Consider the following 15,906-nt stretch of genomic DNA (forward strand, 5'->3'; position numbering starts at 1 on the left):
CCGTTGAGACATGTCTGATAAGGCCGAAAAAACCACGCCAACCGGGCACCAGGTGATCCAATCCTACCTCAAGGTTTTGGACAATTCGCCGGGTGTGTACCGGATGCTCGATGCGCAGTCGCGGGTGCTCTATGTCGGCAAGGCAAGGGCGCTGAAAAAGCGTGTGTCGAACTATGCCAAACCGACGGGGCATGATCCTCGCATCGCCCGGATGATCCGTGAAACCGCCTCGATGATGTTCCTCACCACGCGGACGGAGACCGAGGCGCTGCTTCTGGAGCAGAACCTGATCAAGCAGCTCAAGCCGCGCTACAATGTGCTGCTGCGGGACGATAAAAGCTTCCCGAATATCTTGGTTTCGGCCGAGCATGACTTCCCACAGATCAAAAAACATCGCGGCGCGAAGAAAGAGAAAGGCGGCTATTTTGGCCCCTTCGCCAGTGCCGGCGCCGTGAACCGGACCCTGAACCAATTGCAGAAGGTGTTCTTGCTCCGCAACTGCTCCGACGCGACCTTCGATAGCCGCACCCGACCCTGTCTGCTCTATCAGATCAAACGCTGCAGCGCGCCCTGCGTCGGCTATATCAGCCAGGAAGACTACGCCGCCTCCGTTAAGGATGCGGAGCGGTTTCTGTCGGGGAACAGCACCAAAATCCAAGAAACCCTCGCCCGGGATATGGCGGCGGCGTCGGAGGCGATGGAGTTCGAACGGGCCGCCGCGCTCCGCGACCGGATCCGCGCGCTGACCAATGTGCAGTCGGCCCAAGGCATCAACCCAAAAGGTGTCACAGAGGCCGACATCATCGCGCTGCATATGGAGGGCGGGCAGGCCTGTGTGCAGGTGTTTTTCATCCGTGCCAATCAGAATTGGGGCAACCGCGATTTCTATCCCCGCGTGGCGGGCGCCGAGGCACCTGAGGTCTTGGAAGCCTTCATCGGACAGTTCTACGACACCAAAGAGCCGCCGCGGCAGTTGATCCTGTCTCACGGCATCGAAAACACAGACCTGATGGCCGAGGCGCTGAGTCAGAAGCTTGGCCGCAAGGTGGAAATTCTGGTGCCACAGCGCGGCGAAAAGGCAGAGCTTGTGGCCGGTGCGGAGCGCAACGCCCGCGAGAGCTTGGCGCGCAAGATGGCGGAGACCGCGACACAGACCAAACTGTTGAGCGGGCTGGCGGAGGCCTTCGATCTGGATGCGCCGCCCAAGCGGATCGAGGTCTATGACAACTCGCATATTCAAGGCACCAACGCGGTTGGTGGGATGATCGTCGCCGGCCCCGATGGCTTCATGAAATCCCAGTACCGGAAGTTCAATATTAAGGGGACGGATATCACGCCAGGCGATGATTTCGGGATGATGAAAGAGGTGCTCACTCGCCGGTTCCAACGGCTTCTGAAAGAAGACCCTGATCGCCAGACCGAGGCCTGGCCCGATCTTCTGCTGATCGATGGTGGTGCGGGACAGATCAGCGCGGTGGCGGAGATCATGGGCGATCTGGGCGTCGATGATGTGCCCTTCATCGGCGTGGCAAAAGGCATCGACCGGGATGCAGGGAAAGAGGAATTCCACCGCCCCGGCACGCGCCCCTTCGCCTTGAGACACAACGACCCGGTGCTGTATTTCGTCCAACGTCTGCGGGATGAGGCGCACCGCTTTGCCATCGGCGCGCACCGTCAGAAACGGTCGAAAGCGGTCGGGGCTACGCCGCTTGATGACGTGCCAGGCGTCGGTGCAACCCGCAAACGTGCGCTTCTGAGCCATTTCGGGAGCGCCAAGGCGGTGGCCCGTGCCGACCTCTCCGATCTCAAAGCCGTTGAAGGGATTTCCGATGCGATGGCCGAGACGATCTATGACTTCTTCCATGAGCGCGGCTAAGGCGATAAGGCTGGCACATGCGTTGGACCATTCCCAATATCCTGACCGTCTTCCGTCTTTTGGCCGCCCCGGCTTTGGGTCTGATTTTTCTTTTTCTGGACAGGCCTTACGCCGATTGGGTGGCGGTTGTTCTGTTCATCTCCGCCTCACTCACCGACTATATCGATGGCGATCTCGCCCGACGTTGGAATCAGGTGAGCAAATTCGGCGCGATGTTGGATCCGATTGCCGACAAAGCGATGGTGGTGATGGCGCTCGCGGTGCTGCTTGGCATATTGGGGGTCTCTGTTTGGCTGATGATCCCGGTCGTCGCGATCCTGTTTCGGGAGGTATTTGTCTCTGGCCTGCGGGAGTTTTTGGGCGACACCGCTGGCACGCTTAAGGTCACGCCATTGGCGAAGTGGAAGACAGCCGTGCAGATGGTGGCGATCGCGCTGCTTTTTGCCTGGGGTCTGTTTGAGCATTATTTCGGGATGCAGACCTATGGCATGGATGGCGAGATCGTGCGCGATGTGCTGGGCGGCGTGATCGAAGACGAATTTGGGCTGATCTGGAAGTATTACGGGCTGCTGCTCACCTCATGGGGCGGTTTGGCGCTGCTGTGGTTGGCAGCAGGCCTTACATTGGTGACTGGCGTCGACTATTTCCTAAAGGCGATGCCGCATCTGCGAGAGGACTGATATGGTGGAACTGCGCTATTTTGCTTGGCTTCGGGAGCGCGTCGGTGTCGGCCATGAACAGGTCGAGACGGAAGCCGCCACCGTCGGCGAGTTGATCAACGAGCTCAAGGCGCGCGACGAGGCCTATGCGTTCGCGTTCTCTGACCTCTCTGCGATCCGCGCCGCGGTTGATCAAGAACTGGTGGAGTTTGATGCGCCGCTGGCTGGTGCCCGCGAGATTGCGTTTTTCCCACCGATGACCGGGGGCTGAGCCGCATGATCCGTGTGCAGTCCGACCTGTTCGATATGGGTGCTGAGCTGAACCGGTTCGCCGCCGATGCCGCAGGTGCGGGCGCGGTGGTCAGCTTTTCCGGTTTGGTGCGGGACGTGGCGACGGGTGATCTCAGCAAAATGATCATCGAACATTACCCCGGCATGACCGAGAAGGCGTTGGGCGAGATCGCGGATCAAGCGCGGTTCCGCTGGTCTTTGACGGATGTATTTGTCTTGCATCGCTATGGCGAGATGACGCCAGGCGAGCCGATCATGATGGTCGCCACGGCCGCACGCCATCGCGCGGATGCGTTTGCCGCAGCCGAATTCCTGATGGATTACCTGAAATCTCGCGCGCCATTCTGGAAACAGGAAATCGCCGGCGATAAGGCCGATTGGGTCGCGGCACGTGACGAAGATGAGGCGGCGCTCAAGCGCTGGTAAGTCTCGGGGCTTACAGGTCTAGCCCTGATTGGCCCGCTCGACATACGCGCGCAGCTCTTCGGCTTCCTGCCGGGCTTCGCGCAAACCCTCCATCGCCGCGCGCAGTTCCGCTTCGGTCTGGCTTAGCTGGTTGGTCAGTTCGGCCTCGCGCTGCTGCAGATACGTGATCGCTTGATCGCGGGTTTCTTCCGCATCGTGCAGCGCCTTGGCCATCTCATCCATTTCGCTCAAATCGGCGCCGGTCACCCGGCTGAACCGATGCACCAGCCAATTCGCAAACCAGCCCAACACAAACGCCACGAACAGAATGATGGCAATGGCGACAATAAACTCAGTTCTGTTCATCCGATCCCTCTTCGGCGGGCGGGTCGTCCGCCTCTGCCGCAGCCTCTTCGGCGGGGTCCTCCGCCGTCTCTCTCTGGCTAGACGGCACGCCGCCCGCAAGCAACCGGAATTCGATGCGGCGATTGCGCTCGCGGCCCTCTTCGGTGCCATTGTCATCGATCGGCTGCGTCTCGCCATAACCCTGCGCGGTAAGGTTTGAGACCAGCACGCCGCGCGCCAGAAGCCCATTCAGAACCGCATCGGCGCGGGCTTGGCTGAGGTTGAGGTTCATCACTTCGCGGCCCTGGCTGTCGGTGTGGCCGCCGATCTCCATCCGCGCATGGCGGCAATCCGGCAGCATCTCGGCGATCTGGTCGAGGATTTCGCCCGAGGTTTCGTTGATCTCAACCGAGCCGGGATCGAAGGTGATTTTGCGCTCTCCAAGAAGGGTCGTGATCCGCGCGACGCATTCCTCGGCGGTTGGAATGTTGGCCGTTGGGTCCAGAAGTTCCTGATATGTGACGTCGATCTCGTAATTATCGGCCTCGCCCAGTTTCTCGGAAAGAAGCCGCGAGAGGTCAGATACTGCCGATTGGCTGCCCGTGTTGCCGCGGATGGAGACGAGGCCGGGCTCCACCGTCAGGCTGCCATTGTTCAGCAACGCAAGGGCCTCTAGCCCGGCCAGAACGCGGATAACCCAGCCATCGGGCAGGTCGTCGTCATTGCGGGTGGCCAGATAAGTGTCGTCACGGCCAAGCGTGGCGCGGGCATAGGCATAGATCGCACGCTCCGCTTGATCATCGGGCAGGCGGCCACGCAGTTGCACATACCCTTCCGGGCTGCGGGTCGCGACAAAGCTGGGCGGGCCCTCTTCATCACTGTCCTCGGGTGGTTCCGGCAAAACACCATGGAGGGAGAAGACCGGGGGCAAATCGGCGTCCAGTTCGCCGATGACCCGATCAAACAGCCCCTGCGGTGTGCCCTCCGCCGCAATCAGGGTGACATCGGCGTCGGAAAAGGTCAGCGTTCCGGCGCCGAGCGCCGTCAGCGCTTCCATCCCGATGGTCACCGCTTCGGCCCATCGCGGGGACGGCACGCCAATCCCGATCACGCAGTTTTCCGGGCCGTTCAGCCCGGCCTCACGGGCGGCGCTGAGAATGGCTGCGCGGGTTGTGACGGTATCAGCGGAGCAGGCCTCGAAATGCGCGCTGTCGAGATCGCGGACGAAGCGTAGCGTGAAGGGTGTGATCACCGGGCGCGGGGCCGAGATGTCCATGATCACTTCGACGCCATCGGGCCGCGCCCGGTTCAGAGCGGCGAGATAACGCCGCCGCTCTTCGATGCTTTCGCTCACCGCCGTCACCTCGACGCGCCCGTCAAAGACCGAGATTTGTGACCGTGGCAGTTCGTTCAGCGCCCGGAAGCCAAAGGCCATCGCGGCCTCCCAATCGGCGGGGATCGGATAGGTCGCGGTCTCCACCATATTGGCCACCTCGACACCGTCGCGAATGCCAGAAATTCCATCGGCCACGGCCTCGCGCCCAATCGCCTCGGGGACCAATCCGATCAGCGAAATGCCATCGCCGTTCCGGAGCATCTCGAGGGAGAAACGTGGCGGCGCGACACTATCGGGCTCCGTCACATCAAGGGCGTCAATCACCCGATCCGCGTCCACCACGGCACCGGCGCGCGCCAGCGCCCGGAAGCGGGCGGCCTCATCAGGCGCTGTGCCGATCAGTTGGACTTGCAGCCCATCCGCCTCGACCGAGACCCAATCCAACCCTTCTTCGCGCATCGCAAAGGCCACCGCCTCGGTCGAGCGATCCTCAATCCGGAGCGCTGCGACGACCGCAACGATAACGCAGAGCGCGCCGGCGACCACAAAGGCCAGCGCGGCAATAAGGGTGGAAATCTTGCTCATCAGGTCACGTCCAGCTCTGGTCACGGATGCCAAAGGGCTTAGCGCCTTGGTGGGGGGCGTTCAATCAAACCAGCGCGGCTAAGGCGAAAAACAGCGCAACAAGAAGGCCTGTATCGCGGTTTGATCTGAAAAGCCGCATGCAGGTCTGGGGATCATCTGTATCAAGCTGGCCCAATTGCCAGACCATATGCCAGCCGAATGCCCAGGCCCCGGCAAGCGCAAACACCATCGCCAAGAGGTTGCCACCAGGCGCCAGCGCCATGATCACGGCGATGGCCATCACCAGGACCGAGGTGATCAAGAACGCCCGGAGCCAGAGTTTGCTCTGCTCGCCAAACAATCGCGCGGTGGATTTTACCCCGATTAGCGCATCATCCTCGGTGTCCTGATGGGCATAAATCGTGTCGTAAAACAGCGTCCAGGCGATCCCGGCCAGGTACAAAACCACCGCTGGCCCGGCAAGGTTGCCGCTATGGGCGGTCCAGGCCAGAAGCGCCCCCCAGTTGAAGGCGAGACCCAAAAACACCTGCGGCCACCAGGTGAAGCGCTTGGCAAACGGGTAAATCGCGACCGGCACAAGCGCGAGAATGCCGAGCAAGATGGTGTTCAGGTTGAACGTCAAAAGGATGCCGAGGGCGATCAGCGCTTGGATCACCAGCCAGCCGAGCGCTTGGTTGACGGTCACCTGCCCGGACGGGATTGGCCGAGATTTGGTGCGGGCGACGGCAGCATCAAAGTCGCGATCCGTGATGTCGTTCCACGTACACCCAGCACCGCGCATCAAAAACGCCCCAAAAGCGGTGGCGATAACGATCCAGAGGTCAAAGAGGCGCAAGCCCTCAGGGTCAGCAGCGGCGGCCAAAAACACGCCCCACCAGCACGGCAGAAGCAGGAGCCACGTGCCAATCGGACGGTCCGCCCGGCTTAGCCGCAGATAGGGCCGCGACCAATCTGGCGCATATGTGTCGACCCAGTTGTCGCGCACCGCATCGGCAACTTGGCCCTCTGGCGTTCCTGGCGTCTCGCTCATAGTTTGGCCCCATGTCGGCACATGCAAAAATCAGGCTTTATGTAGAGCACCCTTTGGGTCCTGGGCAAATGGTCCCTCTGTCGCGGGAGCAGGCGCATTACCTCTTTGGCGTGATGCGGCAGGCCGTTGGCGGGGCCGTTTTGCTGTTCAACGGGCGCGATGGCGAATGGCGGGCCGAGATCGCGGAGGCCGGCAAGCGGGGCGGTGTCTTGGCCTGTGTCGAGCAGACCGCGCCATTGCAGATGCCGCCCGATCTCTGGTTGCTCTTTGCGCCGATCAAAAAGACGCGGACGGATTTCATCGTCGAAAAAGCCGCCGAGCTTGGTGCGGCCCGGATTTGCCCGGTGCAGACCGAGTTCACCAATGCCGAACGCATCCGCCAGGACCGGCTCCAGGCCCACGCGGTTGAGGCGGCGGAGCAGTGCGGTGGGACCTATGTGCCCGAGGTGGTGGGGTTGCAGAAACTGAGCGCCGTTTTGGCCGATTGGCTCGAGGATCGGCACCTGATCTTTGCGGATGAGGCGCTCGTTGGGGCGAAAGCCGCGCTTGAGCGTGCGCCAGATGGATCGAAATGGGCGATCCTGATCGGACCGGAGGGAGGCTTCAGCCCATCGGAGCGGGACCGTTTGCACGGCTTGCCCTATGTCACTCCAATCAGCCTCGGCCCGCGCATTCTCCGCGCCGATACAGCGGCCGTTGCGGCGCTTACCCTCTTCCAGGCCACGAAAGGCGATTGGGAATGATCCCCGCAACGCTTGATGATCGGGAGGCGATTATTGTGTTTCTGGGCCAACATGTGATGACCGCCATGTTCCCGCTTTCTAACCTTTTGAGATACGGGATGGTAGGCGGACACCGCCATGCGATGCGGTTCTGGATTGCCCGGACAGGGGAGGAGATCACCGATCTTCTTGGTGTCAGTGAGAGTGGTATGGTGATGCCGCAAGGAACAAGCGCAGCACCTTGGACCGATGCGCGAACCCTGCTCCAAGACTTGCCGCTGGCCGGGTTTGTCGGCGCAAAAGATCAAGTGCGGCCCCTTTGCACCGCGTTAGGTCTCTCTGCGCAGCCGATGTCGATTGATGATGATGAGCCTCAATTCGCGCTTGATCTGAGCGATCTGCGGGTGCCTGACGGGCCGGGTGAACTGGTTCCGCTCTCCGACACGCACCGCCCATTTCTGTATGACTGGCGTGTGGCCTATGAGATCGAGGTGGTTGGCCGCTCCCCGGAGCGTGCCGAAGCCGAAGCAGAGGCGGCGATATCGGATTGGTTGGTGCAGGGCTCGCATGCCGTGTTGATCGACGATGGCGTGCCGCTGGCGCTGACTGGCATCAACGCCTCGGCTCTGGATGTTGTGCAGGTCGGCGGGGTCTATACGCCACCGGAGTTGCGTGGTCGCGGCTATGCACGCCGGGCAGTGGCCTTGCACCTAGCTGGGTTGCGCGACGCTAGCCGGGCCTCCCGCGCAACGCTTTTCGCCGCCAGCGAGAGCGCCGCGCGGGCCTATATTGCAATCGGATTTGAACGGATCGGGACGTTTTCAATCTGCCTTTTTGAGGAGCCGACCCATGTCTAGCTTTCTCCGCCCCGAGGCACGTCGGACGCTCTATCGCTGGCGTGAGGTCTTGGCGGCCCTGGTCCTGGCCGCACTGGGCCTCTGGATCGCGCTGGATCACGGGCGGATCGTACCGGCATTCGGATGGGTTCTGGTGGTCGTGGCGGTGCCGATGGGGGCAATTGCCGTGCGCCGGATGCGGTTTGCAGGCTCGGGCGAGGGGCCGGGGGTTGTCGATCTGATTGAGGGGAAGGTCACCTATATGGGTCCCTATTACGGCGGCGCGGTCGCGCTGGATGAGTTGGAGGCCTTGTCGCTTCGCCGCGCTGGCGATGGGAAGACCTATTGGGTCTTGGCCGAAGTGGAACAGGTGCTGGTCATTCCCACGGATGCGAGCGGAGCAGATATATTGTTTGATGCTTTCACCCGGCTCGAGGGCCTCTCAACCCCGCATCTCTTGGCCAGCCTGCGCCGGACCGAACCCGGCACGATCACGCTTTGGCGAAAGGCCCCGCTCGCGGCCTTGACTTGACCAGGCCCGCGCGTCAGTCCTTGCCTTCACATATGCCCTGAACCCCGGAGCGAACCCCCATGTCTATTCCCCAATCTGGCGGCGGCCCGATCGAGCGGCATGAGCAACTGGCCGAATACTTGGCCGATGGCTGCAAACCCAAAGAAGATTGGCGGATTGGTACCGAACACGAGAAATTCGGCTATTGCAAAGACACGTTGAAGCCATTGCCTTATGAGGGCACGCGCTCGATCCAGGCGGTGTTGGAAGGGCTGCGCGACCGGTTTGGGTGGTCGCCGGTTTTGGAAGGCGGCCATATCATCGGGCTGGAGAAAGACGGCGCGAATGTGAGTTTGGAGCCAGGTGGGGCGTTGGAGCTTTCTGGCGCTCCGCTGGAGACGATCCATCAGACCTGTGACGAGGTGAACGATCACCTGCGTGAAGTGAAGGCCGTCGCCGACCAAATCGGGGTTGGTTTCATCGGGTTGGGAGCCGCGCCGATCTGGACCCATGAGCAGATGCCGCTGATGCCCAAGGGGCGCTATAAGCTGATGGATGCCTATATGCAGAAGGTCGGCACGATGGGCACGGCGATGATGCGCCGGACCTGCACGGTTCAGGTCAATCTCGATTTCGGGTCCGAGGCCGATATGGTGCAAAAGCTGCGCGTTGCCCTCGCGTTACAGCCCGTCGCGACCGCGCTTTTTGCCAATTCACCGTTTTTCGAAGGCAAGGTGAATGGCCATAAAAGCTGGCGGTCGCGCGTTTGGCGCGATTTGGATGCCGACCGGACCGGCATGTTGCCTTTCGTGTTCGAAGATGGGTTCGGGTTCGAGGCCTGGGCGGATTACGCGCTCGATGTGCCGATGTATTTTGTCTATCGCGACGGAAAATATGTCGATGCGCTCGGCATGTCCTTCCGCGATTTCTTGAAGGGTGAGCTGCCTGCGCTGCCCGGCGAAGTGCCGACACTCAGCGATTGGGCCGACCATCTGACCACGATTTTCCCCGAGGCGCGGCTGAAGAAATTCATCGAGATGCGCGGGGCTGATGGCGGGCCTTGGCGGCGGCTTTGCGCGCTTCCGGCGTTCTGGGTCGGGCTGACCTATGATCAAGGGGCGCTGGATGCGGCTTGGGATCTGGTCAAGGGCTGGGATGCGGAGACACGCGAGGCGCTTCGCGTCGCGGCCTCGGTCGATGGGCTACAAGCCGAGGTTGGCGCGATCAAAATGCATGATCTGGCGCGCGAGGTGCTGAGCATTGCAGAGTCTGGGCTGGCGGCGCGGGGCTGCCCCGGCGCGGGCGGATTGATCCCGGACGAGACCCATTTCCTGAATGCGCTGAAAGAGAGTGTTGAATTGGGTCAGGTCCCCGCCGATGAGCTTCTGGCGCATTATCATGGTGATTGGGGCGGAGACCTGACCCGGATTTACGGTGAATACAGCTATTAATCCCCGGTGATCGGGTTCGGGCCGTGTTCGTTACTGCCGTCTTGGCTGGGCTGGATATACCAGTAGATCAGGATCAAAGCGCCGATCAGCGGGATAAAGGCAATCAGCAGCCACCAGCCGGACCGGCCAATGTCATGCAACCGCCGCGCACCGACCGTGATGCTGGGCAGCAGAACGGCGAGGGAGTAGATCACCCCGAGCACGCTGTTCGTCATGCCGGTTTCCATCGAGACACCGAATATCGCCCGATCGATGATGCTTAAAATGATACTGACCACGATATTGAAGAGAACGAACCACCAAAGCTCGGCCCGGCGGGCCCGGCCAGAGAAGGTGGCATATTTTTCGAGAAGAACCGTACGAACGGCCGTTTGAAAATTCATGATGACCTCACGTCTAATTTGTGATGTCCGATAGGATAAACCAACTGCGCCGAAATTACTTGCCTATTCTTGGCTCGCTGCCATCGCGAATACGTTCGATGTTTTTTTGATGCCGAACGAGGATCAGCGCTGCCAATGCGACTGTTACGATGCTGGCCTCAGGCATCCCAAGAAGCGTCATCCAGACCGGAGTCAAAACGGCGGCCACCAGAGCTGAGAGAGAGGAAATCCGGCTAATCGCGGCGGTTACGAGCCAAGTCAGGCAGGCGGCGATGCCTGCGGGCCAGAAGAGGGCCAGGAGCGTGCCGAGGAATGTGGCCACGCCCTTGCCGCCCTTGAAACCCAGGAAGACCGGGAAGCAATGGCCGAGAAAGGCCATGAACCCGGCGATCTGCGCCGCGTCATCTGCGAAGAGCGCGCGGGCAAGCAGAACGGCAATGCCACCTTTGCCAGCGTCTAAGATCAGCGTCAGAAAGGCCGCCAGCTTGTTGCCGGTTCGCAGCACATTGGTGGCACCGATATTGCCCGAGCCGATTTGCCGGATATCACCGAGGCCGAAAAGCCGGGCGATCACCAGGCCGAACGGCACCGAGCCAAGCAGATAGGCCGCAATCGCGACCAGAGCGAGCGTCGCGCCAGCGGTTTCAATCGCCGGGATCATGCTGCGCCTCGGTCATAAACCATTTCACCGCCGACAAAGGTTTGCTCGACCTTGCCTTGCATGCGCTGCCCATCAAAGGGGGTGTTCTTGGATTTCGACCTGAGCGTGAAGCGGTCCAAGACAAAAGGCGCATCGGGGTCAAACAAGACCAAATCGGCGGGCGCGCCTTTGGCCAAACGGCCACCCGGCAGCCCCAACCGGCGAGCTGGGTTCAAGGACATGGCGCGGAACAGTTCTGGAAGGGTCAGTTGTTCCGCATGATAGAGGCGAAGCGCGGCGGGCAGGAGCGTCTCCAAGCCCACGGCCCCCGAGGCGGCGGCTTCGTAAGGCAGGCGTTTGCTTTCTTCATCCTGAGGTGTGTGCATGGAGCAAATCACATCAATGATGCCGTCGCGCACGGCCTCAACCATCGCCATCCGATCTTCCTCTGATCGAAGCGGCGGTTTGACCTTAAAGAAGGTTCGATAATCGGCCACGTCCAGCTCGTTCAAGGTCAGATGGTGGATCGAAACGCCTGCGGTGACATCAAGGCCAGCGGCTTTCGCTCGGATGAGCGCGGGCAGCGCGGCGGTCGTGCTGATCTGATCGGCGTGATAGCGTGGGCCGGTCATCTCGACCAAGGCGAGGTCCCGCTCCAACCCGATCCGCTCAGCCATGGGCGAGACGGCGGGCAGACCGCGGAGTGAGGCGAATTTGCCGGAAGTCACGGCCGCGCCCGCGCTCAGGCCCGGGTCCTGCGGATGCGCCACGATCAGCGCCCCAAGAGACCGGGCATAGGTCATGCACCGGCTCAGAACTTTGATGTCGGTCGTGACCCGGTCGCCATCGGTAAAGGCAACAGCGCCCGCATCGAGCAGAAAGCCAAGCTCCGTCATCTCGCGACCGTCGCGGGCCTTGGTCAGCGCCGCCATCGGGCGGAAGCGCACCGGTGCCGCCTCTTGCCCACGCCTGCGGACGAAATCGAGCACTTCGGGCGTGTCGATTGGCGTTGTGGTGTCGGGGCGGGTTACGATTGTTGTCACCCCGCCGGCTGCGGCCGCCGCGCCTGCGGTTCGGAAGCTCTCCTTGTGCCGCTCCCCGGGTTCGCCCACCTTCACACCCAGATCGATGATCCCGGGTGCCAAGCAAAGCCCGCCGCAATCGGTGCCGCCGGAACGGTCGCCCTCGCCGATCTCGGCGATCGCGCCATCTTCGATCCGCAGCCAGCCAAGTGTGTCCGATCCACTCTCCGGATCGATCAATCGCGCGTTGTGCAAGAGCGCGTTGGTCATGGCGTCGTCTCCGGCTCTGCGCCGCGCGCGGCGTCGATCTGGGCAATCACGGCGGCGGTATCGGCTTGGTACTTGAGCAAATGTTTGTCGCCGCCGCTGGTGACGATCTGCACCGCGCTAAACAGGCTGCGCGCCAGGGTGATTTGATCAAGCGGAATCGACCGGGTGCCGGGGCCGAGCAGGCGGTGATTGGTCAAATCCCATCGGGCGGCCACCTCGTCGCTGGCCAGATAGAAAGCCCGCACAGCAATCGCGGCCAGACCACCGACGGCACCTGTCCAGATATGCGCATTCCCGAGGGCGGCCAGAACGCCCATGCCAAGCGCCATGGCAGCCGCCGCCATCCAGGCATGAGCACGCCAGTAGGTGGTTTTATCTCCGGTGAAGCTGGTGATGACCTCCTCGCCAGGGTTCAGTTCGGAGGTTGGTGCCATCGGTGTATGTGTTTGCATCGCGTTGCTCATCTCAACCACCAGATCAAAAGCACCAGAACAAACACGAGGATTAGGCCGATCCCGACCGGTGGGATGCGAAAACCGGCTCCATTGGGCGCGGGTGTCGGCTCAGCTGAGCGTGTCGGCGCCACATCGGCATGTGGCAAATCCGCGGAATGATCTGGCTCTGCCATCGAGAGGGATGCGATCAAAGTCGCCTCTGCGCCGGGTGATGGCTCTGCATCGACAGCAGAAGAGGGCACCAGCAAAACGGAGCCTTCCAGAACGTCGAGGCGCTTGATGGCCTCTTCTAGGGCGGCCTCGTCCACATCAAAGGCGGCCATCACATAGGCGCTCAGCGACAGCCCGGCCAAGTCCGCCACGGGGAACAGTTCTACCTGATCGGTTTGGAGGGTGCCCACACCCAGCCATGCCGCCAAATCCGGAAGGTCTGGCGTCTCGCCCTGTTGCCGCGTCAGATGCGTGTGGCGCATCTCAAGCGGCAGGTTCAGTGCCAGAACATGCAGCACCACGGTCACACCATCACCCCTTGGGGTTCACGGGCGGCGCGGAGGTTTTGCGCCAGCAAATCCATGGCCGCCATGCGCACGGCCACGCCCATCTCTACCTGTTCCTGAATGACCGAGCGGTTGATGTCATCGGCCAGGGTGCCGTCGATTTCCACACCGCGGTTCATCGGACCCGGATGCATGACAATCGCATCGTCTTTCGCCGCAGAGAGTTTCTCCGCGTCGAGCCCAAAGCGATGATAGTATTCGCGCTCCGACGGGATAAACGCGCCATCCATCCGCTCTTTTTGCAGCCGGAGCATCATCACGACGTCGCAACCTTCAAGCCCCGCATCCATATCGTCATAGACCTCAACACCCCAATCGGCGACGCCTGAGGGCATCAGAGTCGGCGGACCGATCAACCGGATGCGGTTCTCCAACTTGCCAAGCAGCAGGATATTGGAGCGGGCGACGCGGGAATGCGCGATGTCACCGCAGATCGCGATGTTGAGGCGGTGCAGCCGTCCTTTGGCCCGGCGGATGGTCAGGGCATCGAGCAGCGCTTGGGTCGGGTGCTCATGCCGCCCGTCCCCGGCGTTCAGAACCGCGCAATTCACCTTATCGGCGAGCAGGTTCACCGCGCCGGAATGTGGATGACGCACGACCAACAAATCGGGATGCATCGCGTTCAGCGTGAGCGCCGTGTCGATTAGCGTTTCGCCCTTTTTCAGCGAACTTGCAGCCATCGCCATGTTCATCACATCGGCGCCAAGCCGTTTGCCCGCGATCTCAAAACTCGCCTGGGTGCGGGTCGAGGCCTCGAAGAACATGTTGATCTGGGTCAGCCCGGTCAGCGCGTCGCCATGCTTCTGCGTGCCGCGCTCCATTTCGGCATAGCGGTCGGCCAGATCGAGGATCGTGGTGATCTCCTCCGGATGCAGAGGTTCGATCCCAAGCAGATGGTTTTGGCGGAACGTCATCGAACCCTCGCTCTGACTGCGCCGCTTATAGGCAGGCGCGCGGCCCCGGGCAAGCGTCTGGGCCGTCGCATTTGTCGGATCACTGGCCATGCGTCGAATGACGGCATTTCGGACCACCCAATAGCCATTTACCTCGGTCGCCAGCAGGCCTAGCTTGGCACCATGGATCAGGCTCTGGATTTTCATTCGGCAAAGGCGCTCTTGGAGTGGCAGGTGGAGCTGGGCGCGGATGAAGCGATCGGAGATCTACCGCTCAACCGCTTTGAGTTGGCCGAAGCCGCGCCGAAGCCATCTGCCAAACCGGTGCCGACGCCAGCCGCTGCTCCGAAACCTATCGCGGCGGAGGCCGATGTTGTGGCTGAGGCACGCCAGATGGCGGGTGCCGCAGACGATTTGGATGCGTTGAAAGCAGCGATGGCGGCCTATCCACATTGCGAGTTGCAACGCGGCGCGCGGAACTTGGTTTTCTCAGATGGCGTGCCCGGTGCGCGGGTCATGATCATCGGTGAAGCCCCCGGGCGCGATGAAGACATACAAGGCAAGCCCTTTGTTGGCCGCGCGGGGCAACTTCTCGACAAGATGTTCGATGCCATTGGGATGGGGCGCGACCGAGACGGAGACAACGCGCTTTACATCACCAATATCCTGCCCTGGCGTCCGCCGCAGAACCGCGACCCTAGTGCAGAAGAAATGGCGATGATGCTGCCCTTCGTGAAACGGCATGTGGAACTCGCCGCACCAGAGGTTTTGGTGCTGATGGGCAATATCTCCTGCCTCGGCATTCTGGGTCGCAAAGGTATCACACGGATGCGCGGGCACTGGACCGAAGGGTTGGGCAAGCCGGTTCTGCCGATGTTCCACCCGGCCTATCTGCTGCGAAACCCGATCATGAAGCGCGAGACCTGGGCGGATTTGCTGAGCCTCCAGGCGCGGCTGGGCGGCGGAGGATGATACACCTGCTCATTGTTCTAAGTGGGCACGCCGAGACATAGGCGCCCCAATCTTCCAGAAATAACCCCCGTTTTGAGGTCACCCATGTCCCGAATTGACGAAAGCAAAGAATTTCTGCCGGTCCGCATCGCGGTTCTGACGGTATCTGACACGCGCGGTTTGGCAGAAGACAAATCCGGCGATCTTTTGGTTCAGCGACTGACCGATGCGGGCCACAAGCTCGCGGCGCGTCAAATCGTGCGTGATGAGCGACACCAGATCGCGGATCAACTGCGCGCCTGGTGCGCGGACCCAGAGATTGATGTGATTATCTCCACTGGTGGAACCGGCCTCACGGGGCGCGATGTGACCGTGGAGGCCCATCGCGATGTCTATGAGAAAGAGATCGAAGCCTTCGGCACCGTGTTCACCATGGTCTCGATGCAGAAAATCGGCACCTCCGCCGTGCAATCTCGCGCGACGGGTGGTGTTGCCGATGGAACCTATCTGTTTGCTTTGCCCGGAAGCAGCGGGGCCTGCAAAGACGCGTGGGACGAGATTTTGCGCTGGCAGCTCGATTATCGGCACCGCCCCTGCAATTTCGTCGAAATTTTTCCACGTTTAGATGAACATAAGCGACGGAAGTAAGCGGCGGCTGCGTGCAAGCCTGCAAAGACCCGTGACTTGG

General features: G+C 61.4%; 19 protein-coding genes. 10 read left to right on the forward strand and 9 right to left on the reverse strand.

What is annotated here, in order from left to right:
* Nucleotides 1-10: 10 nt before the first annotated feature.
* The 4 genes from uvrC to GTF44_RS01645 are packed head-to-tail and all read left to right on the forward strand — an operon-like array spanning nucleotide 11 to nucleotide 3,252.
* Nucleotides 11-1,876, forward strand: a complete 1,866-nt coding sequence (gene uvrC / locus GTF44_RS01630; protein ID WP_171557044.1) for an excinuclease ABC subunit UvrC — start codon at nucleotides 11-13, stop codon at nucleotides 1,874-1,876.
* A gap of 17 nt (nucleotides 1,877-1,893) precedes the next feature.
* Nucleotides 1,894-2,556 (forward strand): CDP-diacylglycerol--glycerol-3-phosphate 3-phosphatidyltransferase, encoded by a 663-nt coding sequence (gene pgsA / locus GTF44_RS01635; protein ID WP_145212987.1) that lies wholly within the window; start codon nucleotides 1,894-1,896, stop codon nucleotides 2,554-2,556.
* Between the two features lies 1 nt (nucleotide 2,557).
* A complete protein-coding gene (gene moaD / locus GTF44_RS01640) occupies nucleotides 2,558-2,806 on the forward strand; it encodes a molybdopterin converting factor subunit 1 (RefSeq protein WP_145212985.1) in 249 nt (82 codons plus the stop codon).
* Nucleotides 2,807-2,811: 5 nt separating this feature from the next.
* Complete coding sequence (locus GTF44_RS01645; RefSeq protein WP_171557045.1) at nucleotides 2,812-3,252, forward strand: molybdenum cofactor biosynthesis protein MoaE; 441 nt, start codon at nucleotides 2,812-2,814, stop codon at nucleotides 3,250-3,252.
* 18 nt (nucleotides 3,253-3,270) lie between these two features.
* Here the strand turns inward: GTF44_RS01645 and GTF44_RS01650 are convergent, their stop codons facing one another.
* The 3 genes from GTF44_RS01650 to ubiA form a co-directional block, all read right to left on the reverse strand.
* The gene (locus GTF44_RS01650; protein WP_145212979.1) at nucleotides 3,271-3,597 is read right to left on the reverse strand and encodes a hypothetical protein; all 327 of its coding nucleotides are present in this window, start codon (nucleotides 3,595-3,597) and stop codon (nucleotides 3,271-3,273) included.
* Nucleotides 3,584-5,497 (reverse strand): OmpA family protein, encoded by a 1,914-nt coding sequence (locus tag GTF44_RS01655; protein WP_171557047.1) that lies wholly within the window; start codon nucleotides 5,495-5,497, stop codon nucleotides 3,584-3,586. Before GTF44_RS01655 ends, GTF44_RS01650 begins: the two co-directional genes overlap by 14 nt.
* Nucleotides 5,498-5,561: 64 nt before the next feature.
* Complete coding sequence (gene ubiA, locus GTF44_RS01660; RefSeq protein ID WP_171557049.1) at nucleotides 5,562-6,527, reverse strand: 4-hydroxybenzoate octaprenyltransferase; 966 nt, start codon at nucleotides 6,525-6,527, stop codon at nucleotides 5,562-5,564.
* 11 nt (nucleotides 6,528-6,538) lie between these two features.
* Between ubiA and GTF44_RS01665 the strand changes: the two genes are divergently transcribed.
* Genes GTF44_RS01665 through GTF44_RS01680 form a run of 4 tightly spaced genes read left to right on the forward strand, consistent with a single transcriptional unit; the run spans nucleotide 6,539 to nucleotide 10,047 of the window.
* Nucleotides 6,539-7,270 (forward strand): 16S rRNA (uracil(1498)-N(3))-methyltransferase, encoded by a 732-nt coding sequence (locus GTF44_RS01665; protein WP_171557050.1) that lies wholly within the window; start codon nucleotides 6,539-6,541, stop codon nucleotides 7,268-7,270.
* Nucleotides 7,267-8,106, forward strand: a complete 840-nt coding sequence (locus GTF44_RS01670) for a GNAT family N-acetyltransferase (protein ID WP_171557052.1) — start codon at nucleotides 7,267-7,269, stop codon at nucleotides 8,104-8,106. The genes GTF44_RS01665 and GTF44_RS01670 overlap by 4 nt, the downstream gene beginning before the upstream one ends.
* Nucleotides 8,099-8,617: a hypothetical protein gene (locus GTF44_RS01675; protein ID WP_171557054.1), complete on the forward strand. Its 519-nt coding sequence runs from the start codon at nucleotides 8,099-8,101 to the stop codon at nucleotides 8,615-8,617. The genes GTF44_RS01670 and GTF44_RS01675 overlap by 8 nt, the downstream gene beginning before the upstream one ends.
* A gap of 59 nt (nucleotides 8,618-8,676) precedes the next feature.
* On the forward strand, nucleotides 8,677-10,047 hold the full coding sequence (locus GTF44_RS01680; RefSeq protein WP_171557055.1) for a glutamate--cysteine ligase: 1,371 nt from the start codon (nucleotides 8,677-8,679) through the stop codon (nucleotides 10,045-10,047).
* On the opposite strand, the gene GTF44_RS01685 is transcribed toward GTF44_RS01680, so the two are convergent.
* From GTF44_RS01685 to GTF44_RS01710, 6 genes are read right to left on the reverse strand one after another with little or no spacing between them, the layout of a single operon-like run.
* A complete protein-coding gene (locus GTF44_RS01685) occupies nucleotides 10,044-10,430 on the reverse strand; it encodes a DUF805 domain-containing protein (RefSeq protein WP_171557057.1) in 387 nt (128 codons plus the stop codon). The genes GTF44_RS01680 and GTF44_RS01685 overlap by 4 nt on opposite strands.
* A 55-nt stretch (nucleotides 10,431-10,485) precedes the next feature.
* Nucleotides 10,486-11,091: a glycerol-3-phosphate 1-O-acyltransferase PlsY gene (plsY, locus tag GTF44_RS01690; protein ID WP_171557059.1), complete on the reverse strand. Its 606-nt coding sequence runs from the start codon at nucleotides 11,089-11,091 to the stop codon at nucleotides 10,486-10,488.
* The gene (pyrC, locus tag GTF44_RS01695; protein WP_171557061.1) at nucleotides 11,088-12,362 is read right to left on the reverse strand and encodes a dihydroorotase; all 1,275 of its coding nucleotides are present in this window, start codon (nucleotides 12,360-12,362) and stop codon (nucleotides 11,088-11,090) included. Before pyrC ends, plsY begins: the two co-directional genes overlap by 4 nt.
* Nucleotides 12,359-12,814 (reverse strand): hypothetical protein, encoded by a 456-nt coding sequence (locus tag GTF44_RS01700; RefSeq protein WP_253261126.1) that lies wholly within the window; start codon nucleotides 12,812-12,814, stop codon nucleotides 12,359-12,361. Before GTF44_RS01700 ends, pyrC begins: the two co-directional genes overlap by 4 nt.
* An 8-nt stretch (nucleotides 12,815-12,822) precedes the next feature.
* A complete protein-coding gene (locus GTF44_RS01705; RefSeq protein WP_171557063.1) occupies nucleotides 12,823-13,335 on the reverse strand; it encodes a hypothetical protein in 513 nt (170 codons plus the stop codon).
* Nucleotides 13,332-14,288 (reverse strand): aspartate carbamoyltransferase catalytic subunit, encoded by a 957-nt coding sequence (locus GTF44_RS01710; RefSeq protein WP_171558543.1) that lies wholly within the window; start codon nucleotides 14,286-14,288, stop codon nucleotides 13,332-13,334. Before GTF44_RS01710 ends, GTF44_RS01705 begins: the two co-directional genes overlap by 4 nt.
* 162 nt (nucleotides 14,289-14,450) lie before the next feature.
* Between GTF44_RS01710 and GTF44_RS01715 the strand changes: the two genes are divergently transcribed.
* The gene (locus tag GTF44_RS01715) at nucleotides 14,451-15,239 is read left to right on the forward strand and encodes a uracil-DNA glycosylase family protein (RefSeq protein WP_171557064.1); all 789 of its coding nucleotides are present in this window, start codon (nucleotides 14,451-14,453) and stop codon (nucleotides 15,237-15,239) included.
* An 84-nt stretch (nucleotides 15,240-15,323) separates the two neighbouring features.
* Nucleotides 15,324-15,866: a molybdenum cofactor biosynthesis protein B gene (gene moaB, locus GTF44_RS01720; RefSeq protein WP_171557066.1), complete on the forward strand. Its 543-nt coding sequence runs from the start codon at nucleotides 15,324-15,326 to the stop codon at nucleotides 15,864-15,866.
* Nucleotides 15,867-15,906 lie beyond the last annotated feature (40 nt).

Source organism: Roseobacter sp. HKCCD6576-2 (assembly GCF_013179285.1).
GTDB classification, from domain to species: Bacteria; Pseudomonadota; Alphaproteobacteria; order Rhodobacterales; family Rhodobacteraceae; genus Rhodophyticola; species Rhodophyticola oceani.